Below are 17,734 nucleotides of genomic sequence, written 5' to 3' on the forward strand. Positions count from 1 at the left end.
CGCGGCGCACCTCACCGACGGAGGCATGCGCCCATGGGCGACTCTTTCCGGAACGCACTCGACAACGTCGTGGCGTTCCTCCCCGCACTGCTCTTGTTCATCATCATCCTGGCCATCGGCTACTTCATCGCCAAGGCGCTGGAGAAGGTGCTGGTCAAGGTGCTCGAGAAGGTCGGCTTCGACCGGGCGGTCGAGCGCGGCGGCATCAAGAAGGCCCTGCAGAACTCGCAGTACGACGCCTCGCAGATCCTCGCGAAGATCGTCTTCTACGCGGTCATGCTGTTCGTGCTGTCCACGGCGTTCGGCGTTTTCGGCCAGAACCCGATCAGCGACTACCTGTCGGCGATCATCGGCTACCTGCCCAAGGTCTTCGTCGCGATCCTGATCCTGGTCATCGCCGCTGCAATCGCTGCCGGCGTCAAGCTCCTGGTGCAGAACACCCTGGGCTCGCTGTCCTACGGCAAGATCCTGGCCAACGTCGCCTCCACGGTGATCCTGGCCCTGGGTGTCATCGCCGCGCTGAACCAGCTCGAGATCGCCCAGAACGTGGTCAACGCCGTCCTCTACGCCACGCTCGCCGCGCTCGTCGGCGTCGTCGTCGTGGCCGTCGGTGGTGGTGGCATCGTGCCGATGCGCCAGCGCTGGGAGAACGCGCTGTCCAAGGTCGAGGCCGAGGCCCCGAACATGAAGCGCGAGGCGGCCAACGCCAGCTCCCCGCGGGACGCCATCCGCCAGGAGGCCCAGCAGTACCGCCCCGACGACCAGCAGGGCCAGCAGCAGTACGCGAGCCAGCAGGGTCAGCAGTACTCCGGCCAGCAGCAGTACGGCCAGCCGCAGACCGGCCAGCAGTACGGCGCCAGCGCCTACGGCCAGCAGCCCTACGACCAGCAGCAGGGCGGCGACCCCAGCCAGGCCTACGGCGACCAGGGCCAGCGCTACGGCCAGGGCACGACCGAGCAGTACGGCGCCGAGGGCCAGCGCTACGGCCAGCCCGAGGGCCAGCAGCAGCAGTACGGCCAGCCGCAGGGGTACTCCACCGAGGCCGTCCCGGTCCCGGACCCCTCGCAGGCCTACGCCCAGCCCCCGGTCCAGCAGGAGGACCCGGGCACCCAGCAGCTCCCCCGGGCCACCGGCTACGAGCGGCTCGAGGGCGACCAGGGTCAGGGCGGCCAGCAGCGCTGACCCACCCCGCACCTGCGAGCGCCCCTCCCGACCACGGTCGGGAGGGGCGCTCGTGCGTTCAGCCCGCGGACAGCCCCAGCACGAGCGTGTCGGCGTAGGTCCGGGCGATCTCGGCGGCGGTGAAGGTCGACGTCCCGGGGTCGAACCAGCGGTTGGTCCAGGACACCATCCCGATCACCCCGGCCGCGACGACGTACGGGTCACCACGGACGGCGAAGGTCCCGTCGTCGGCCCCGGCCGCCACGATGGCCACGACGGCGTTCTCGTAGCGCTTGTTGACCCGCCGCATGTGCTGAGCCCACTCCGAGCGGTCCGGGGTGACGGCGCGCAGGTCCTCCTGCAGGTAGACGTAGAGGAACGGGTGGCTGCGGGCGTAGCTGGCCATCATCTCGGTGACCAGCTCACGCAGCTTGTCCGCAGGCGTCCCCGGGCCGGCCGCGATCGCCTCGGCGCGCTCGGCGTTGCGCTCCACCGTCTCGCCGACGACGTCCTGGAAGAGCTCCTGCTTGCTGCCCACGTAGTGGTAGAGCGAGGCCCGGTCCATGCCGAGCTCGGCGGCGACGTCGGCCAGCGTCGTCCGGGCGTAGCCGCGGCCCGAGAAGACCCGGGCCGCGGCCGTGACGATCTCGGCCCGGCGCTCGGCGAACGCGGGCTTGCCGGAGTCCCGCCGGGCGGCCCGGCGCCGACCGAGGTCGCTGGAGGGCTCGGGGGAGCTCACCTCACTCCCGGGACGCGCGCTCCGCCGCGCGACCGGCCTGGTAGGCCTCCCAGTAGGTGCGGTGGTGGCTGAACGGCTCGTCCCGGTCCTCGACCGCGGCCCGGACGCCGTCGGCCCGCTGGATGCGCTCGAAGTCCGCCATCGCGGGCCCGGCGATCGCCATCGCGTCGGCGTCGTTGGCCGCGGCGATCGCGGAGGCGATGCCCATCGCGTCCCACCAGCGGTTGGTGGCCTCCTTGTGGCTGTAGAGCATCTCCAGCGGCACGTGGCTGATCCGCTCGGCGTAGGTGCGGGCCACCGCCATCACCTCGTCGGCGGGGACGGCCTTGTTCACCAGGCCGTACTGCTCGGCCTCGGTGCCGGTCATCGAGTCGCCGGTGAACAGCCACTCCTTGGTCTTGCGCATGCCCAGGTGCACCGGCCACATGCCGAAGGTGTGGATCTCGCCCATGGTGCGGGCCTCGGGCTGGCCGAAGGTCGCGTCGTCGGCGGCGAACACCACGTCGAGGACGCCGGCCAGGTCCAGCCCACCGGCCACGCAGGCTCCGCGGACGACGCCGACGGTGGCCTGCCGGATGCGCCACAGCCGCATCCAGCGCTCGCGGGACTCGTGGAACTCGCGGCGGCTGAAGATGGGGGCGCGGCGGTGCGGGCGGCTGTCCTCGGGCCGCGAGGGCTCACCGGTGCCCCAGAGGTAGCCCCACTCGGACAGGTCGTAGCCGGTGCAGAAGTTCTTGCCGTTGCTGGCGACGATGAGCACCCGGGTGTCGTCGTCGCTGTCCAGGTCGTCGAGGACGTCGTCCATCTCGTCGCGCAGCTGCCGGCACAGCGCGTTGCCCCGGTCGGGCCGGTTCAGCGTCATGGTGGCGATCCGGCCCTCCTTCTCGTAGGTGAGCATCGATGGTGTCGGCACCCTGCGGCCCATGTCGGTTCCTCCGTCGTCGTCCCGGCTGTCGTCAACGCCAACGTAGGTGTTGACAGCCCGACGTGTCCAGGGCCACAGTCGCCCCATGACCGACGTCGACGTCGTGGTGGTGGGAGCCGGCTTCGCCGGTCTGCGCGCGTTGCACACGCTGCGCGAGCGCGGGCACAGCGTGGCCGTGCTGGAGGCCGGGGACGGGATCGGTGGCGTGTGGCACTGGAACCGCTACCCCGGGGCGCGCTGCGACGTCCGCAGCCACGACTACTCCTACGGCTTCGACCCCGACCTGGAGCAGGAGTGGCGCTGGACCGAGCGCTACGCGACCCAGCCGGAGATCCTGCGCTACGTCGACCACGTGGTGGAGCGCTTCGACCTGGCCCGCGACGTGCACCTGCACACCCGGGTGACCCGGATGGTGTTCGGTGACGGCGGGTGGGACGTGGAGACCACGGCCGGCGCCTGGCGGGCCCGCTTCGTGGTCATGGCCACCGGCCAGCTGAGCGTGCCCAAGGACCCCGAGCTGCCCGGGCAGGACGACTTCACCGGCACCGTGCTGCACACCGCCCGGTGGCCGAAGGAGGGCGTCGACCTCAGCGGGAAGCGGGTCGGCGTCATCGGGACCGGGTCGTCGGGCACCCAGCTCATCCCCGTCGTCGCCGAGCAGGCCGCGCACCTCACCGTCTTCCAGCGCACCCCGAACTTCTCCATCCCGGCCACCAACGCCCCCGTGGACGACGCCGAGGACGCCGCGGTCAAGGCCGTCTACCGGGAGCGACGGGAGGCCGCGCGCACCTCGCCGACCGGGCTGAGCTTCCCGGTCAGCCGGGAGTCCGCCCTCGAGGTCGACCCCGAGGAGCGCCGTCGGCACTACGAGGAGCAGTGGCCGACCACCGGCTTCGGGTTCCTGCTGGCCTACCGCGACCTGATGCTCGACGAGGCGGCCAACGCCACCGTCGCGGACTTCGTCCGGGCCAAGATCACCGAGAAGGTGACCAAGCCCGAGCTGCTGCCGCACCTGCTGCCCGAGGGCTACCCGTTCGGGGCCAAGCGGCCGCCGGTGGACTCGGGGTACTTCGAGACCTTCAACCGGGACGACGTCGACCTGGTCGACGTGCGGGACACCCCGGTCACCGGCTTCACCCCGCGCGGGCTGCAGACCACCGAGCGGGAGGTCGAGCTCGACGTCGTCGTCTTCGCCACCGGGTTCGACGCGATGACCGGGGCGCTGCTGAAGCCCGAGATCGTCGGCCGGGACGGGCTCACGCTGCGCGAGGCGTGGTCGGGCGGGCCGCGCACCTACCTGGGCGTCCAGGTGGCCGGGTTCCCCAACCTGTTCGTCATCGCCGGTCCGGGCAGCCCCTCGCTGCTCTCGAACGTCCTGCTGAGCATCGAGCAGCACGTCGACTGGGTGGCCGACCTGCTCGAGGCCGCCGGGGAACGCGGCGCGGACGTGATCGAGGCCGATGCCGCCGCCCAGGACCGGTGGGTCGACCACGTCAACGAACGGGCCGAGGCCACGCTCTACCCGCAGGCCCGCAGCTACTACATGGGGGACGACGTGCCCGGCAAGCCACGGGTGTTCACGCCCTACGTCGGCGGGGTGCGTGGCTACACCCGGGTCCTGGACAAGGTCGTGGCCGACGGCTACGACGGGTTCCACCTCACGGCGGCCGCCCGGTGACCGCGCACCCGCTCTCCCCCGCCCGGCGGCGCGAGCTGCTGGAGGAGCGCTTCCCGACGTGGACGCCGCGGACGCTGTCCGGCGCGCTCGACCACGCCTGCACCGAGTTCGCCGACCGGCCGTTCGTGCTCACCGACCGGGTGCGGTGGACGTACGCCGAGGTCGCCGAGCGCTCCCGCCGGCTGGCGGCCGGACTGGCCGGGCTGGGGGTGCGGGCCGGGGACCACGTGGGGGTGGTGCTGGCCAACTACGCGGAGTTCCCGGTGGTCACCCACGCGCTGAGCCGGCTGGGGGTCACCGCCGTCCCGATCAACTTCCTGAACCGGACCGCGGAGCTCGGCTTCGTGCTGCGCCGCTCGCACGCCGTCGCACTGGTGGTCATGGACTCCTTCCGGGGCACCGACCACCTGGCGATGCTCGACGAGCTGGCCCCGGGCTGGGAGACCGCCGGGGGCGGGGAGACACTGCCCGAGCTGCGGCACGTCGTCGTCGTGGAGACCGGGCAGGCCCTGCCCCGCAAGGGCACGACGACGCTGGCCGCGCTCTCCGAGACCGCGCCGATCCAGGACTCCACCGGGGACCCGGACGACGCCGCGGTGCTGCTGTTCACCTCCGGCACGACCGGCGAGCCCAAGGGCGTGCCGCTCACCCACGACATGCTGCTGCGGGCGGCGTTCTCCTCGGTCTTCGGCCGGGCCTTCGCCGACGGCCACCGGCTGACGTTCTCGCTGCCGATGTACCACGTGTACGGCTTCGTCGAGGGCCTGCTGACGGTGCCGTTCGTGGGCGGCTCGCTGGTCGCGCAGCTGTCCTTCGACGCGGCGAACACCGTGGCCGCGATCGAGGAGCACCGCTGTGACGACGCGCTCCTCATCCCCACGATGACGCTGGCGGTGCTGGCCGAGCTGCGGGAGAACGTGCACGACGTGTCGTCGCTGACCCACCTGTTCTCCTCGGGCGGGGTGTCCCCCGCGGGCATCTGGGACGCCATCGACGAGGTGTTCGGCGACGTCGAGGTGGTCACCGGCTACGGGCAGAGCGAGACGACGGCCTCCACCACGTGCACCCGCCCGGAAGACCCGCCGGACCGACGGCGCACCACGAACGGCCGGGTGCGGGACGCCGGCGTCGCCGGGGACCCCGCGCTGGACCGGCGGCTGGTCGTGTACCGCACCGCGGACCCGGTGACCGGGGAGCCGCTGGAGCCCGGCGCGGTCGGCGAGCTGCTGGCCCGCGGCCCCGGCGTGATCACCGGCTACTTCGAGAACCCGGCCGCCGACGCCGCGACCTTCACCGCCGACGGGTGGCTGCGCACCGGTGACCTGGGCTCGGTGGACGCCGACGGGTGGCTGCGGCTGGCCGGCCGGGTCAAGGACTGCTATCGCTGCGGCGGGGAGCAGGTGGTGCCCGGGGACGTCGAGGTGGTCCTGGCCGAGCACCCCGGGATCACCACGGCGCTGGTCGTCCCGCTGCCCGACGAGCGGATGGGCGAGGTCGGCGTCGCCTGGGTGGTGCTGGCCCCGGGCGCCGAGCTGGACGCCGCCGAGGTGCTGGCCTTCGCCGCGCAGCGGCTGGCCCGGTACAAGGTGCCCCGGCACGTGCTGGCCATCGCACCGGACCAGATCCCGCTGACGCCGTCCGGTCGGCCCCGCAAGTTCCTGCTGGCCGAGCGGGCGAAGCAGACCCTGGCGTGAGCACCTTCCCGCGCGCGTCGGACGCCGTCCGGGAGCGGTGGACCGCCGCCGGCGCGTACGACGGCACGCTGCTCGACTCCTGGGTCTCCGGTGCCGACCCCGACCGGCTCGCCCTGGTCGACGGCGACGTCCGGCTGACCTACGCCGAGCTCGACGACCGGGTGGTGCGGACGACCGCGGGGCTGCGCCGGCTCGGCGTCGGGCCCGGGGACGTCGTGGCCCAGCAGCTGCCCAACTGGTGGGAGGCGCTCGTCGTCCACCTCGCCGCGATCCGGCTCGGCGCGGTGAGCAACCCGCTGATGCCGATCCTGCGGGACTCGGAGATGCGGTTCGCGCTGCGCTCGGGCGGGGCGCGGGTGCTCGTCGTCCCCGGGGTGTTCCGCGGGTACGACCACACCGCGATGGCGCAGCGGCTGCGGGCGGACTGCCCGGCCCTCGAGCACGTGGTGACCGCCCGCGCGCCCGGCTTCGACGAGCTGCTCTCCACCACCGAGGGCGGGCACGCCGAGCCGGGGCGCACCAGCGGCGACCCGGTGTGCCTGCTCTACACCTCGGGCACCGAGTCCGACCCCAAGGGCGCCGTGCACAGCCACGACACCCTCGGCCACGAGGACCGCAGCATGGTCGCCCACCTGCAGCTCACCGGGGACGACGTCGTGCTCGCGGCCTCGCCGGTCGCGCACGTGACCGGGGTGCTCTACGGCTTCCACCTGGCGTCGCTGCTGGGCACCGCGGTCGTGTTCTGCGACGTCTGGTCCCCGGAGCGCGGCTGGGCGCTGGTCGAGGCCGAGGGCTGCAGCGTCACGGTCGCAGCCACCCCGTTCCTGCACGGGCTGACGCACTCCCCGGCCCGGCCGGCGTCGTCGTCCCTGCAGGTGTTCGGGTGCGGCGGGGCCGACGTGCCGCCCGAGCTGGTGCGGGAGGCCGCCCGCGACCTGGACTGCACGGTGGTGCGGGTCTACGGCTCCACCGAGATCCCCACCGTCACCGCCGGGCACGCCGACGACCAGGCCGACCTGCGCGCGGACACCGACGGCCGGGTGGTCGGCCTCGGCGAGCTGCGGGTGGTGGACGACGAGGAGCGCGAGGTGCCGGCCGGCACGGTCGGCCACCTGCGGGCCCGGGCCCCGGAGATGTTCCTGGGCTACCACGGCCTCGACCGGCAGGTGGTGGACGCCGACGGCTGGTTCGTCACCGGGGACCTGGGCCGGGTCGACGGGGCCGGGTTCCTCACCGTCACCGGCCGCAGCAAGGACCTGATCCTGCGCGGCGGGGAGAACATCAGCGCCAAGGAGGTCGAGGACCTGCTGTACCGGCACCCCGACGTCGCCGACGTCGCGGTGGTGGCCGTGCCGGACCCGGTGCTGACCGAGCGGGGCTGCGCCGTCGTCGTCCCCCGGGCCGGGGCGACGGTGACCCTGGCGTCGCTCACCACGTTCCTCGACGGGCTCGGCATCGCCCGGCAGAAGTACCCGGAGTCGCTGGTGCTGGTCCAGGAGCTGCCTCGCACCCCCACCGGGAAGATCCAGAAGAACGTGCTGCGGGCGTCGGTACGGAACAGTCCGGCCGGTTGATGCGCTGGGCCTGACATGCCCAAGACCTGGTTCATCACCGGGGCCTCCCGCGGTTTCGGTCGCGAGTGGTCCATCGCCGCCCTCGAGCGCGGGGACGCAGTCGCCGCCACCGCGCGGGACACCGCCTCCCTGGACGACCTCGCCGCCCGCTTCGGCGACCGGCTGCTCCCGATCCGGCTCGACGTGGACGACCGGGCCGCGGTGTTCGCGGCCGTCGAGCAGGCCCACGCGCACTTCGGCCGGCTCGACGTCGTGGTCAACAACGCCGGCTACGGCCAGTTCGGGATGATCGAGGAGGCCTCCGAGGCCGAGGTCCGCGCCCAGTTCGAGACCAACGTGTTCGGCGCCTTCTGGGTCACCCAGGCCGCGCTGCCCTTCCTGCGCGCACAGGGCTCGGGCCACGTGCTGCAGGTCTCGAGCATTGGCGGGATCTCCGCGTTCCCGAACATCGGGGTCTACAACGCCTCCAAGTGGGCCCTGGAGGGCTTCTCCCAGGCCCTGGCTGCCGAGGTCGCCGACTTCGGCGTGCACGTGACGCTCATCGAGCCCGGCGGGTTCGACACCGACTGGGGCGGCGCCTCGGCCAAGCACGCCACGCCGAACCCGGCCTACGACACGTTCCGGGAGAAGGCCGCCGAGCAGCGCAAGGCCCGGGTCTCCTCCCCCGGCGACCCGGCCGCCTCCGCCGCCGCGGTGCTCCAGGTCGTGGACGCCGAGAACCCGCCGCTGCGGGTCTTCTTCGGCTCGGCCCCGCTGGGCATCGCCACCGCCGACTACGAGAAGCGCCTGGCCGGCTGGCAGGAGTGGCAGCACGTGGCCGAGCTGGCCCAGGGCTGAGTCCCTGCGCTGCCCCCGGCGCTACCGCCGGCCGATGAGGCCGGCGGCGGCGTCGGCCAGCAGGGAGTCCACGGTCTCCTCGGCGTCGGCGCGGTTGGCACCGATGCCGCCCGAGGGCCCGCGCTTGGCCCAGCCGACGACGTAGGTGCCGGTGGGTCCGCCGGTCACCCGACCGGCCTGGTGCGGCACCCGGCCGAGCTCCTCGTCGAAGGGCAGTCCCGGCAGCTCCGTGCCGCGGTGGCCGATCGCCCGCACCACCAGCTCGGTGGGGACGGTCGTGCTCCCCTCGCTGCCGGTCAGGGTGATGCCCTCGACCCGCTCGCTCCCGACCAGCTCGGTGGTGGCCCGGTCGAAGGCGAACACGATCCGGCGGCCGGGCCCGGGGGCGGCCGACAGGTCGTCGTCGAACCGGTCGAGCCCGGCGAACAGCTCGCCCAGGCTGCCGGGGGCCGCGCCGTCGGGGGCCTCCCCGGCGAGCACGGTGCGGACGCCGGCCAGGTGGGTCAGCGCGCGCAGCTCCGACCGGCTGCAGGCGGCGTCCTCGGCACCGCGACGGCCGACCACCACCACCTCGCGCAACGCGCTCGTGTGCAGCGCCTCGAGCGCGGCCGGGGAGGTGTCGGTGCCGGCCAGCCGGCCGGCGTCCCCGGCGAGCATCCGGGCCACGTCGAGCGCGACGTTCCCGGTGCCGACGACGACGACCCGTTGCACCCGGGTCAGGTCGACCGGCGCGGCCTCGGGGTGGCCGGTGTACCAGTTGACGACCTCGCGGGCCGAGACGCTGCCGGCCAGCTCCTGACCCGGCACGTCCAGTGCCCGGTCCCCGGCGGCACCGGTGGCGTAGAGGACGGCGTCGTAGCGGGCGGCGAGCTCGGCCGGGGTGACGTCCCGCCCGACCTCGACGCCGGTGCGCAGGGTGACCCGGGGGTGCCGGAGCACCGCGGTGGTGTGCTCGAGCACCCGCCGGGTGCCCGGGTGGTCCGGGGCCACGCCCCAGCGGGCCAGTCCGCCCGGCGTCCCGAGCCGCTCGAGGAAGGTCACCCGGGCCTCGGTGGCCCGCAGGATCGACTGGGCCGCGTAGACGGCGGCCGGCCCGGTGCCGACGACGGCGACCTCCAGCCTGCCCACCTTCGACAGGTCCACGGTCGGGAAGCGCGGGGCATCCCACACCGGGGCCGCCGGTGCGTCGGGCCGGGTGAACCAGTCGGCGTTGACCTGGGCGAACACCTGCTGGTCGGGCCGGAGCACCCAGGTGGGGGCGATGGCGTCCACCGGGCAGGCGTCGGCGCAGGCGCCGCAGTCGATGCAGGTGGCCGGGTCGACGTACAGCGTCTCGGTGTGGCCGAACTCCGGCTCGTCGGGCGTGGGGTGGATGCAGTTGACCGGGCAGACCGAGACGCAGGAGGCGTCCGAGCAGCAGTTCTGGGTGATCGCGAACGCCATGTCGTCGTCGTCCTCAGAGCATGTGCAGGCGGCGGTAGACAACCACCGCGGGACCGGTGAGCAGGCCGCACTCGCCCAGGAAGGCCATCAGGTGCCGGCTGCTGGTGCGCATCATCGCGTGGTGGTGCTTGTTGCCGGCGGCCTCGCGCTCGGCCCGGTCGGCGTCCAGCCCGGCAGCGGTGTAGACGTCGCGGTGCACCAGGTTCGTCACCACCACCGACGTCACGATGGCGATCAGCAGGGCCGAGGCGCGCAGCCGGGGCTTCGAGGCCCCGACGAGCGACTCCCGCATCTCCTGCCGGGCGTAGGTCATGTGCCGGGACTCCTCGACCACGTGGATCCGGCTGGTCGTGCGGATCATCGGCAGGACGTCCTCGCCCCGCATCCAGTCGCGCTGCATGACGTCGAGGACCTCCTCGGCGACCAGGGCGGCCCCGAAGGCCCGCTCGGCGCCGGCGACGGTCTTGAAGAACCGACCCAGCTCGATGCCGCTGCGCTTGGGCGCGTAGCCGGTGGCGCCGAGCTTCTCGCAGGCCCGGGCGAACATGATCGAGTGCCGGCACTCGTCGGCGATCTCGGTGAGCGCGAACTGGAAGTCCTTGCGGGTGGCGTCCCCGGCGTAGTGCTCCCGCAGCAGCATCTGCTGCAGGATCATCTCGAACCAGATGCCGGTGCTCATGATCGAGGCGACCTCGTGCCGGGTGAGCGTGACCCGCTGCTCCTCGGTCATCTCGTCCCACAGGGGCGTGCCGTAGAGGGTGCTCCACTCCGGGTTCAGCCCGTGCAGACCCTCGCCCAGCGGCTCGTCCCAGTCGACCTCGGTGCTCGGGTCGTAGGAGAGCTGGGCGGCGGAGTCCAGCAGCCGGCGCGCGACCTCCTCGCCGTCCCGGGCCCCGGCGTGGAAGACGCCGGTGAGCTCGTCGGTGGTGGCGTTCGGCAGGGTGCTGGTCATCGCTGGGTCCTCCGCTGTCCGGGAACAGTGCGTGTGACCGTTGGTCACAGGTAAGAGGATGCCGGTCGGCGGCGGTACGTGCAACCCCAGGACACACGCGTCATCCCGTCGAGCACCTTCCGCTCCGGGTCTCTCATCGCTAAGGTAAATCCATGACGAGCAGGCGCGTACGCATCGGCATCGACACCGGCGGCACCTTCACCGACGTGGTGGCGGTGGACGAGGAGACCGGCGCGACGACGACGACGAAGACGCCCTCCACCCCGGGCAACCCGGCCGACGGGTTCCTCGCCGGCGTCCAGAAGGTCCTGGACATGCTGGGCATCACCGACGCCGCCGCGGCGATCGAGGCGGTCAGCCACGGCACGACGGTGGCGACCAACCAGCTGCTCGAGGGCAAGCTCGACCGGATCGGGTTCATCACCACCGAGGGCTACGCCTCGGTGCTGGAGATCGCCCGCCAGTCAGTGCCCGACGGCTACGGCAACAGCTACTTCTGGGTCAAGCCGCCGCGGATCGTGCCGGCCGACCTGGTCAAGACCGTCGGCGGGCGGCTGGACCACACCGGCACCGAGGTGCGCCCCTTCGACCGCGAGCAGGCCGTCGCGGCCGCCCGGTTCTTCAAGGACGCCGGGATCACCACCGTCGGGGTCTGCTTCCTGCACGCCTACGCCAACGACACCCACGAGCGCGCCATGCTCGACGTGCTCCACGTGGAACACCCCGACTGCGTCGTCTCCATCTCCTCCGGCGTGCTGCGGGAGTACCGCGAGTACGAGCGCTCGGTGACCACGCTGGTCGACGCCGCGGTGAAGCCGAAGGTGGCCGCCTACGTCACCAACATCCGCCGGCGCCTGGACGAGCTGGCCCCTGACGTGCCCTTCTACGTGATGAAGAGCAACGGCGGCGTGCTGTCGGCCGAAGAGGTCGTGCACCAGCCGATCACCACGATGCTCTCCGGCCCGGCCGCCGGCGCCCTGGGTGCCGCGCTCATCGCCGGCACCGCCGGGTTCGACCGGATCCTGACCTGCGACGGCGGCGGCACGTCCACCGACGTCACCGTGGTCATCGACGGCGAGCCCGCGCTCACCACCGAGGGCACCGTGGGCGACTACCCGTCCAAGATCCCGATGATCGACGTCGTCACCGTGGGCGCCGGCGGCGGCTCCATCGCCTGGCTGTCGCCGGAGGGCACGCTCAAGGTCGGCCCCCGCTCGGCCGGCGCCGACCCGGGCCCGATGTGCTACCCCAGCCGCGGCCCCGAGCCCACCGTCACCGACGCGCACGTCGTCCTCGGCCGGATCCCCCCGCACCTGCTGGGCGGGGAGATCCCGCTGTCGGTCGAAGCGGCCCGCGGCGGCCTCGAGAAGCTGGGCGGGGAGCTCGACCTGTCCCTGGAGCGCGCGGCCACCGGCATCCTGGAGATCTCGGCCTGGAACCAGGCCAACGCGCTGCGCCAGGTGACCGTGGCCCGCGGTCTCGACGTCCGCGACTTCACCCTGACCACCTTCGGCGGCTCGGGCTCGCTGCTGGCCTGCCGGCTGATGGACGTGCTGGGCCTGCCGCGCACCCTGGTGCCGCCGAACCCGGGCAACGTCAGCGCGTTCGGGCTGCTCACCGTGGACGTGCGCAACGACTACGTGCAGACGATGGTCACCCGGCACACCGCGCTGGACCCGGCCGCGGTCGGCGCCGCGTTCGCCGCGCTCGAGGCCCAGGCCGCGACCGCACTGGACGGCGAGGGCTTCACCCGCGACGAGCAGAAGATGCAGCGGACGGCGGACCTGCGCTACGTCGGCCAGGCCTTCGAGGTGCGGGTGCCCGTGCACGGCGAGGACCTCGACGAGGTCGCCGCGGCCTTCCACGCCGCGCACCGCCAGCTCTACGGCTACGACTTCGCCGCCGACCCCCGCCAGGCCGTGGAGTGGGTGAACCTGCGGGTCAGCGGGATCGGCCCGATCCGTCGTCCGGCCATGGTCCCGGCCCCCGAGCGGACGTCGGGGTCGGTCGCCGACGCCGTCTCCGGCTCGCGCCGGGTCTTCTTCGACACCGAGTGGGTCGACACCCCCACCTACACCCGCACCGAGCTCCAGCCCGGCGACGTCGTCGCCGGCCCGGCGATCGTGGAGGAGTTCGGCTCCACCGTCCCGGTGCACCCCGGCTTCCGCGCGACCGTCGACCCGTTCGCCAACCTGCTGCTCACCAAGGAGTCCTGATGACCGCCGTTGCCGCCGACCCGGTGCTCGTCGAGATCGTCGCGGGCACGCTGGCCGCGATCGAGATGGAGGTCGAGACCGCCATCGGCCGCACCTCGCGCTCACCGATGATCCGCGACGCGCACGACTTCCGGGCCGGGATCCACGACCGCAAGCTGCGCAAGCTCACCGGTCGCTCCTACTCCGCGCTGGTGCAGCCCGTCGTCCGGGACTACCCGATCGACCAGATGAACGTGGGAGACGTCTTCTTCCACAACGACGTCTACCTCTCCGAGGGCGGGATCGGCCACCTGCCCGACCTCTGCGTGACCGTGCCGGTGTTCGCCGGCGGCGCGGTGGTCGCGTTCGTGCAGGCCTTCGGCCACCACGACGACATCGGCGGCGCCGTCCCGGGCTCGATGCCCTCGGCGGCCACCAGCATGTTCGAGGAGGGCCTGATGGTCCCCCCGATCAAGCTGTGGGACCGCGGCGTCCCGAACGAGAGCGCGCTCAAGATCATGACGCGCAACTCCCGGATGCCCGACTCGCTGGCCGCCGACCTCGACGCCGAGTGCTCGGCCTGCCTGTCCGGTGCCCGCCGGCTCGGTGAGCTGTTCGAGCGGTACGGGGTGGAGGCCGTGGAGGCGTGCTTCGACGCGATCCTGTCGAACTCGACCGAGGTCTACCGCACCGAGATCCTCAGCCAGATCCCCGACGGCACCTACGTCTGGGAGGACTACGCCGAGCACGACGGCGTGGACGAGCCGATGCTGCACCGCCAGCGGATCACGCTGACGATGGACAGCACCGCCGAGGTGCCGCTGGTCATCGACTTCACCGGCACCGGCCCCCAGGCCAAGGGCCCGATCAACCACTGCGGCGACTACTCCGACGGCAACTTCCTCAAGAAGTGGCTGGCCCCGGTGCTGCGCAACCTGGCGGCCACCCCGGAGCGGATGGCCGAGCTCGACGTCAACGAGGGCGTCGTCCCGCTGATCGAGATGCGCTTCCCGGAGAAGGGCACGCTGCTCACCCCGGTGTTCCCCGCACCCACCAACGCCCGCACGTTCGTGATCCTGCGGCTGCTGGGCGTGCTGGCCGGCGTGCTGGCCAAGGCCACCGGCGGCCGGATGCCCGCCGACCAGGAGACGATCCGCTACACCGGCGTCTACGGCACCGACGCCAACGGGGAGTCCTACCTGATGCGCGAGGTGCTCGGCGGCGGCTCGGGCGGGCGCTACTACGCCGACGGCGAGGACACCATCCACGTCGTCCCGGACTCCCGGAACCTGCCCACCGAGTTCACCGAGGGCCGCTTCCCGCTGCGCATCGAGGCCCTGGGCCTGGCGCTGGACTCCGGCGGCGCCGGCCGGTACCGCGGTGGCTGCGGCTACGAGAAGCACATCCGGGTGCTCCGCGACGCGCACTTCATGTCCATCGCGGACCGCTCGATCCTGGCCTGCTGGGGCGTCAAGGGCGGCAAGGCCGGCCAGCCGTTCCAGATCACCGTCGACCCCGGCGGCCCCGACGAGCACGAGGTCGACGCCCTCGCCGACGCCGAGCCGCTGAAGGCCGGCACGGTCGTCCGCGTCCGGACGACGGGGGGCGGCGGCTGGGGCGACCCGCTGGAGCGCCCGGTCGAGGAGGTGCTGCAGGACATCGCCTGGCTGAAGGTGTCCGTCGCCGGCGCCCGGCGGGACTACGGCGTCGTGATCGACGAGGACGGGGACGCCGACCTCACCGCGACCGACGCCCTGCGCTCCTCGATGCGCGCCGAGCGGACCGGGGACGAGCCCTTCTTCGACCGCGGCCCGGGCTACGCGACGCTCTCGGGCGGGGCGTCCTTCAACGAGTTCGACAGGCTCTGACGACGGCGGCTCGGCCTGCGCGATGGAGCAGGCCGGGCCAGGGTGGGCGGATGACCGAGCCGGAGAAGGACGACGCCGAGGCCCAGCTGCACCCCGGCCCGCACGACGAGGGCGGCACGGGCGGCATGGCCACCCGCGAGCTCAAGGCGCGGGAGGCCGACGAGGAGGACTGACCTCAGGCTGCGGTGCGCGCCCGGGCGATCGAGCGGACCACGGGCGCCAGCGCCTCGGCGATGAGCGCGTAGCCCGCCGACGACGGGTGGAAGTGGTCGGCGGCGAACAGCGCCGGCTGGGCCTTGAAGCGGGCGGCCAGGTCCTCACCGATGGGCACGGCCACCCCGCCGGCTGCGCGCACCGCCTCGGTCTGCCGGCGCCGCAGCTCCCCGCTGGCGTTGCTCACCAGCGAGTGCAGCGCCGGGGGCACCCACGGCACCGTGGAGAGGTCCGGCGCGGGGACGGCGAGGACGTCGGCACCCAGCAGCCGCAACGCCCGGACGGCGTCACCCAGCAGCGCCGCCGCGGTGGCCGGCGGGACGAGCCGGGTGAGGTCGTTGGACCCCACGACGACGATCGCGAGGTCGGCCCGGGCGACCTGGCGCAGCTGGGCGGCCAGCCCCGCCGACACCGACCCGGGGACGGCGACCACCTGCAGCGCGGCGTCGACGTCGTCCTCGGCCAGCGCCCGCACCAGCCGCGGCCCGATCGCGTCGGCCGGGCTGGAGGCGCCGGTGCCGTGGGCGATCGAGTCGCCCAGCACGGCCAGGGAGAAGGTCACGCCCGGTCGAACGAGGGCTGCCCGGGCGCTGTTCCGTGCGCCCGCCACCAGCCGAAGGCGTCGGCGACGGCGCGGCTGGTCCAGTCGGGGGTGTCCAGGGCGGCGACGCCGGGCTCGTCGAACCAGCCGGTGGCGCTGATCTCGCCGTCCGTCGTCCCCGGCACCTCGCCCACCAGCGACGCGGCGTAGAGCGCGGCGACGAAGGCGACCTGGTGCCCGTTGGCGTAGTGGTTGCGGCAGTCGGGGCCGCCGTAGACGCCGACGATGCCGCGCAGCTCGACGGCCAGCCCGACCTCCTCGGCGACCTCGCGGCGGGCGGCGTCGGCGGGGTCCTCCTCGGGTTCGACGCCACCGCCGATCACCGACCAGCGGCCGCCCTCGACGTGTTCGGCCATCAGCAGGCGACCGGCGTCGTCGAAGACGGCGACCGCGATGGTGGGCAGGAGCAGCAGGTCGTCGCCGATCCGGGCGCGCATCCCGGCGACGTAGGGGGACATCGGCACGGGGCCAGCGTGCCCGTGACCGGCCCGCAACAGCGACCCGGGATGATCTCCTGCGTGGACACGGGCGAACAGCTGCAGCTGACGGCGGCGGATCTCGAGGTGCGCACCCTCGGCGAGCTCACGTTCCACTCCCCGCTGGACGGCGGGCTGCTCGAGCGCGGCGAGTCGATGCACTACGTCGGCGAGCACGACCGGGTGCTGGTGGACGGCACGCTGGGCGTGGCGATGCGCCGCGGCGTGCCGGTGGAGGAGCTGCCCACGTTCGAGCCCGGGGGCCCGCGCCGCATGCTGTTCTTCGACCCCAAGCGCACCAAGGTCGGCATCGTGACCTGCGGCGGGCTGTGCCCGGGGCTGAACAACGTGATCCGCGGGCTGGTCGACGAGCTGGCCGAGCACTACGGCGTGCACCAGGTGCTGGGCTTCCGGGACGGCTACCAGGGCCTGACGCCCTACGGCGCGGAGCCGATGGTGCTGACGCCGGACTCGGTGCGGTGGATCAACCAGCAGGGCGGCACGGTGCTGGGCACCTCGCGCGGTGGCCAGGACCCCAGGGTGATGGTCGAGACGCTGCGGCTGCGCCGGATCGACGTCCTGTTCGTGGTCGGTGGTGACGGGTCGCTGCGCGGGGCGCAGACCATCGCCGACGAGGCGCAGCGGCGGGGGCTGCCGATCGCGGTGGTCGGCGTCCCCAAGACGATCGACAACGACATCCCGTGGATCGACCGCAGCTTCGGGTTCCAGACGGCGTTCGGCCGCGCCGCGGAGTCGATCCGGGCGGCGGCCACCGAGGCGCGCTCGCACCCGGGCGGGGTGGGCCTGGTGAAGCTGATGGGCCGGCACTCCGGGTTCATCGCCGCCTACGCGACCCTGGCCAGCGACGACGTCGACCTCGTGCTCATCCCCGAGGTGCAGATGCCGCTGGAAGGCGAGCGCGGGGTGCTGGCGCACGTGGAACGCACCCTCGACCGGCAGAACCACGCGCTGATCGTGGTCGCCGAGGGCGCCGGGCAGGAGCTGTTCGCCGGCAGCGAGGAGACCGACCCCTCGGGCAACGCCAAGCTGCACGACATCGGCGCCCTGCTCCGCGACCGGCTCACCGGCCACCTCGCCGCCGCCGACAAGCAGTTCCAGCTGCGCTACGTCGACCCCGGCTACGCCATCCGCAGCGTCCCGGCCAACAGCCACGACTCGGTCTACTGCACCCGTCTCGCCCAGGCCGCGGTGCACGCGGCGATGGCCGGCCGGACGGCGGCGGTCGCCGGCCGCTGGCACGGCCGCTTCGTCAACCTGCCCATCCCGCTGGTGACGTCGTCCCGGAACCAGGTCGACCCTCGCGGGGACCTCTGGCTCTCGGTGCTGGAGGCGACGGGCCAGCCCGTCCACGTGTGAG

Annotated in this window: 15 protein-coding genes; 9 read left to right on the forward strand and 6 right to left on the reverse strand. The window is 73.2% G+C overall.

Going from position 1 to position 17,734, the window contains the following annotated elements; genetic code table 11:
• Positions 1-33 precede the first annotated feature (33 nt).
• Positions 34-1,182 carry a hypothetical protein gene (locus ASG36_RS22990; protein ID WP_082522871.1) on the forward strand — a complete coding sequence of 383 codons (1,149 nt, stop codon included), beginning with the start codon at positions 34-36 and terminating at the stop codon, positions 1,180-1,182.
• A 58-nt stretch (positions 1,183-1,240) separates the two neighbouring features.
• Here the strand turns inward: ASG36_RS22990 and ASG36_RS08580 are convergent, their stop codons facing one another.
• Positions 1,241-1,900 carry a TetR/AcrR family transcriptional regulator gene (locus ASG36_RS08580; protein WP_055761919.1) on the reverse strand — a complete coding sequence of 220 codons (660 nt, stop codon included), beginning with the start codon at positions 1,898-1,900 and terminating at the stop codon, positions 1,241-1,243.
• A 1-nt stretch (position 1,901) separates the two neighbouring features.
• A complete protein-coding gene (locus ASG36_RS08585) occupies positions 1,902-2,825 on the reverse strand; it encodes an enoyl-CoA hydratase-related protein (RefSeq protein ID WP_162245179.1) in 924 nt (307 codons plus the stop codon).
• Between the two features lie 85 nt (positions 2,826-2,910).
• Here ASG36_RS08585 and ASG36_RS08590 point away from each other — a divergent pair, with 85 nt between their 5' ends.
• The 4 genes from ASG36_RS08590 to ASG36_RS08605 are packed head-to-tail and all read left to right on the forward strand — an operon-like array spanning position 2,911 to position 8,608.
• The gene (locus ASG36_RS08590) at positions 2,911-4,503 is read left to right on the forward strand and encodes an NAD(P)/FAD-dependent oxidoreductase (protein WP_055761925.1); all 1,593 of its coding nucleotides are present in this window, start codon (positions 2,911-2,913) and stop codon (positions 4,501-4,503) included.
• Entirely contained in the window at positions 4,500-6,197 is a 1,698-nt protein-coding gene (locus tag ASG36_RS08595) for a class I adenylate-forming enzyme family protein (RefSeq protein ID WP_055761928.1), read from the forward strand. The genes ASG36_RS08590 and ASG36_RS08595 overlap by 4 nt, the downstream gene beginning before the upstream one ends.
• Positions 6,194-7,771 carry an AMP-binding protein gene (locus ASG36_RS08600; RefSeq protein ID WP_055761932.1) on the forward strand — a complete coding sequence of 526 codons (1,578 nt, stop codon included), beginning with the start codon at positions 6,194-6,196 and terminating at the stop codon, positions 7,769-7,771. Before ASG36_RS08595 ends, ASG36_RS08600 begins: the two co-directional genes overlap by 4 nt.
• 15 nt (positions 7,772-7,786) lie before the next feature.
• A complete protein-coding gene (locus ASG36_RS08605) occupies positions 7,787-8,608 on the forward strand; it encodes an SDR family oxidoreductase (protein ID WP_055761935.1) in 822 nt (273 codons plus the stop codon).
• A 21-nt stretch (positions 8,609-8,629) separates the two neighbouring features.
• On the opposite strand, the gene ASG36_RS08610 is transcribed toward ASG36_RS08605, so the two are convergent.
• Positions 8,630-10,051, reverse strand: coding sequence for an FAD-dependent oxidoreductase (locus tag ASG36_RS08610; protein ID WP_082522873.1), 1,422 nt, complete (start codon positions 10,049-10,051; stop codon positions 8,630-8,632).
• Between the two features lie 13 nt (positions 10,052-10,064).
• Positions 10,065-11,003: a diiron oxygenase gene (locus tag ASG36_RS08615; RefSeq protein WP_055761938.1), complete on the reverse strand. Its 939-nt coding sequence runs from the start codon at positions 11,001-11,003 to the stop codon at positions 10,065-10,067.
• 152 nt (positions 11,004-11,155) lie between these two features.
• Here ASG36_RS08615 and ASG36_RS08620 point away from each other — a divergent pair, with 152 nt between their 5' ends.
• Genes ASG36_RS08620 through ASG36_RS22890 form a run of 3 tightly spaced genes read left to right on the forward strand, consistent with a single transcriptional unit; the run spans position 11,156 to position 15,239 of the window.
• Entirely contained in the window at positions 11,156-13,219 is a 2,064-nt protein-coding gene (locus tag ASG36_RS08620) for a hydantoinase/oxoprolinase family protein (RefSeq protein ID WP_055761942.1), read from the forward strand.
• Entirely contained in the window at positions 13,219-15,066 is a 1,848-nt protein-coding gene (locus ASG36_RS08625) for a hydantoinase B/oxoprolinase family protein (protein WP_055761945.1), read from the forward strand. The genes ASG36_RS08620 and ASG36_RS08625 overlap by 1 nt, the downstream gene beginning before the upstream one ends.
• Positions 15,067-15,116: 50 nt before the next feature.
• Positions 15,117-15,239, forward strand: a complete 123-nt coding sequence (locus ASG36_RS22890) for a hypothetical protein (protein ID WP_255354612.1) — start codon at positions 15,117-15,119, stop codon at positions 15,237-15,239.
• A 2-nt stretch (positions 15,240-15,241) separates the two neighbouring features.
• Here ASG36_RS22890 and ASG36_RS08630 read toward each other — a convergent pair whose 3' ends face one another.
• Both ASG36_RS08630 and ASG36_RS08635 read right to left on the reverse strand, forming a co-directional pair.
• The gene (locus ASG36_RS08630) at positions 15,242-15,841 is read right to left on the reverse strand and encodes a GDSL-type esterase/lipase family protein (RefSeq protein ID WP_055761948.1); all 600 of its coding nucleotides are present in this window, start codon (positions 15,839-15,841) and stop codon (positions 15,242-15,244) included.
• Positions 15,838-16,338: an NUDIX domain-containing protein gene (locus tag ASG36_RS08635; RefSeq protein ID WP_235494761.1), complete on the reverse strand. Its 501-nt coding sequence runs from the start codon at positions 16,336-16,338 to the stop codon at positions 15,838-15,840. The genes ASG36_RS08630 and ASG36_RS08635 overlap by 4 nt, the downstream gene beginning before the upstream one ends.
• 60 nt (positions 16,339-16,398) lie before the next feature.
• On the opposite strand from ASG36_RS08635, the gene ASG36_RS08640 reads away from it, so the two are divergent.
• Positions 16,399-17,733, forward strand: a complete 1,335-nt coding sequence (locus ASG36_RS08640) for an ATP-dependent 6-phosphofructokinase (protein ID WP_235494731.1) — start codon at positions 16,399-16,401, stop codon at positions 17,731-17,733.
• The last annotated feature ends 1 nt before the right edge of the window (position 17,734 follow it).

Source organism: Geodermatophilus sp. Leaf369 (genome assembly GCF_001424455.1).
Classification (GTDB): Bacteria; Actinomycetota; Actinomycetes; order Mycobacteriales; family Geodermatophilaceae; genus Klenkia.

Coding starts and splice junctions, on each gene's coding strand:
- ASG36_RS08620 (WP_055761942.1), top strand. CDS start 11,156: ATGACGAGCAGGCGCGTACGCATCGGCATCGACACCGGCGGCACCTTC.
- ASG36_RS08590 (WP_055761925.1), top strand. CDS start 2,911: ATGACCGACGTCGACGTCGTGGTGGTGGGAGCCGGCTTCGCCGGTCTG.
- ASG36_RS08605 (WP_055761935.1), top strand. CDS start 7,787: ATGCCCAAGACCTGGTTCATCACCGGGGCCTCCCGCGGTTTCGGTCGC.
- ASG36_RS22890 (WP_255354612.1), top strand. CDS start 15,117: ATGACCGAGCCGGAGAAGGACGACGCCGAGGCCCAGCTGCACCCCGGC.
- ASG36_RS08615 (WP_055761938.1), bottom strand. CDS start 11,003: ATGACCAGCACCCTGCCGAACGCCACCACCGACGAGCTCACCGGCGTC.
- ASG36_RS08610 (WP_082522873.1), bottom strand. CDS start 10,051: ATGGCGTTCGCGATCACCCAGAACTGCTGCTCGGACGCCTCCTGCGTC.
- ASG36_RS22990 (WP_082522871.1), top strand. CDS start 34: ATGGGCGACTCTTTCCGGAACGCACTCGACAACGTCGTGGCGTTCCTC.
- ASG36_RS08585 (WP_162245179.1), bottom strand. CDS start 2,825: ATGGGCCGCAGGGTGCCGACACCATCGATGCTCACCTACGAGAAGGAG.
- ASG36_RS08635 (WP_235494761.1), bottom strand. CDS start 16,338: ATGTCCCCCTACGTCGCCGGGATGCGCGCCCGGATCGGCGACGACCTG.
- ASG36_RS08625 (WP_055761945.1), top strand. CDS start 13,219: ATGACCGCCGTTGCCGCCGACCCGGTGCTCGTCGAGATCGTCGCGGGC.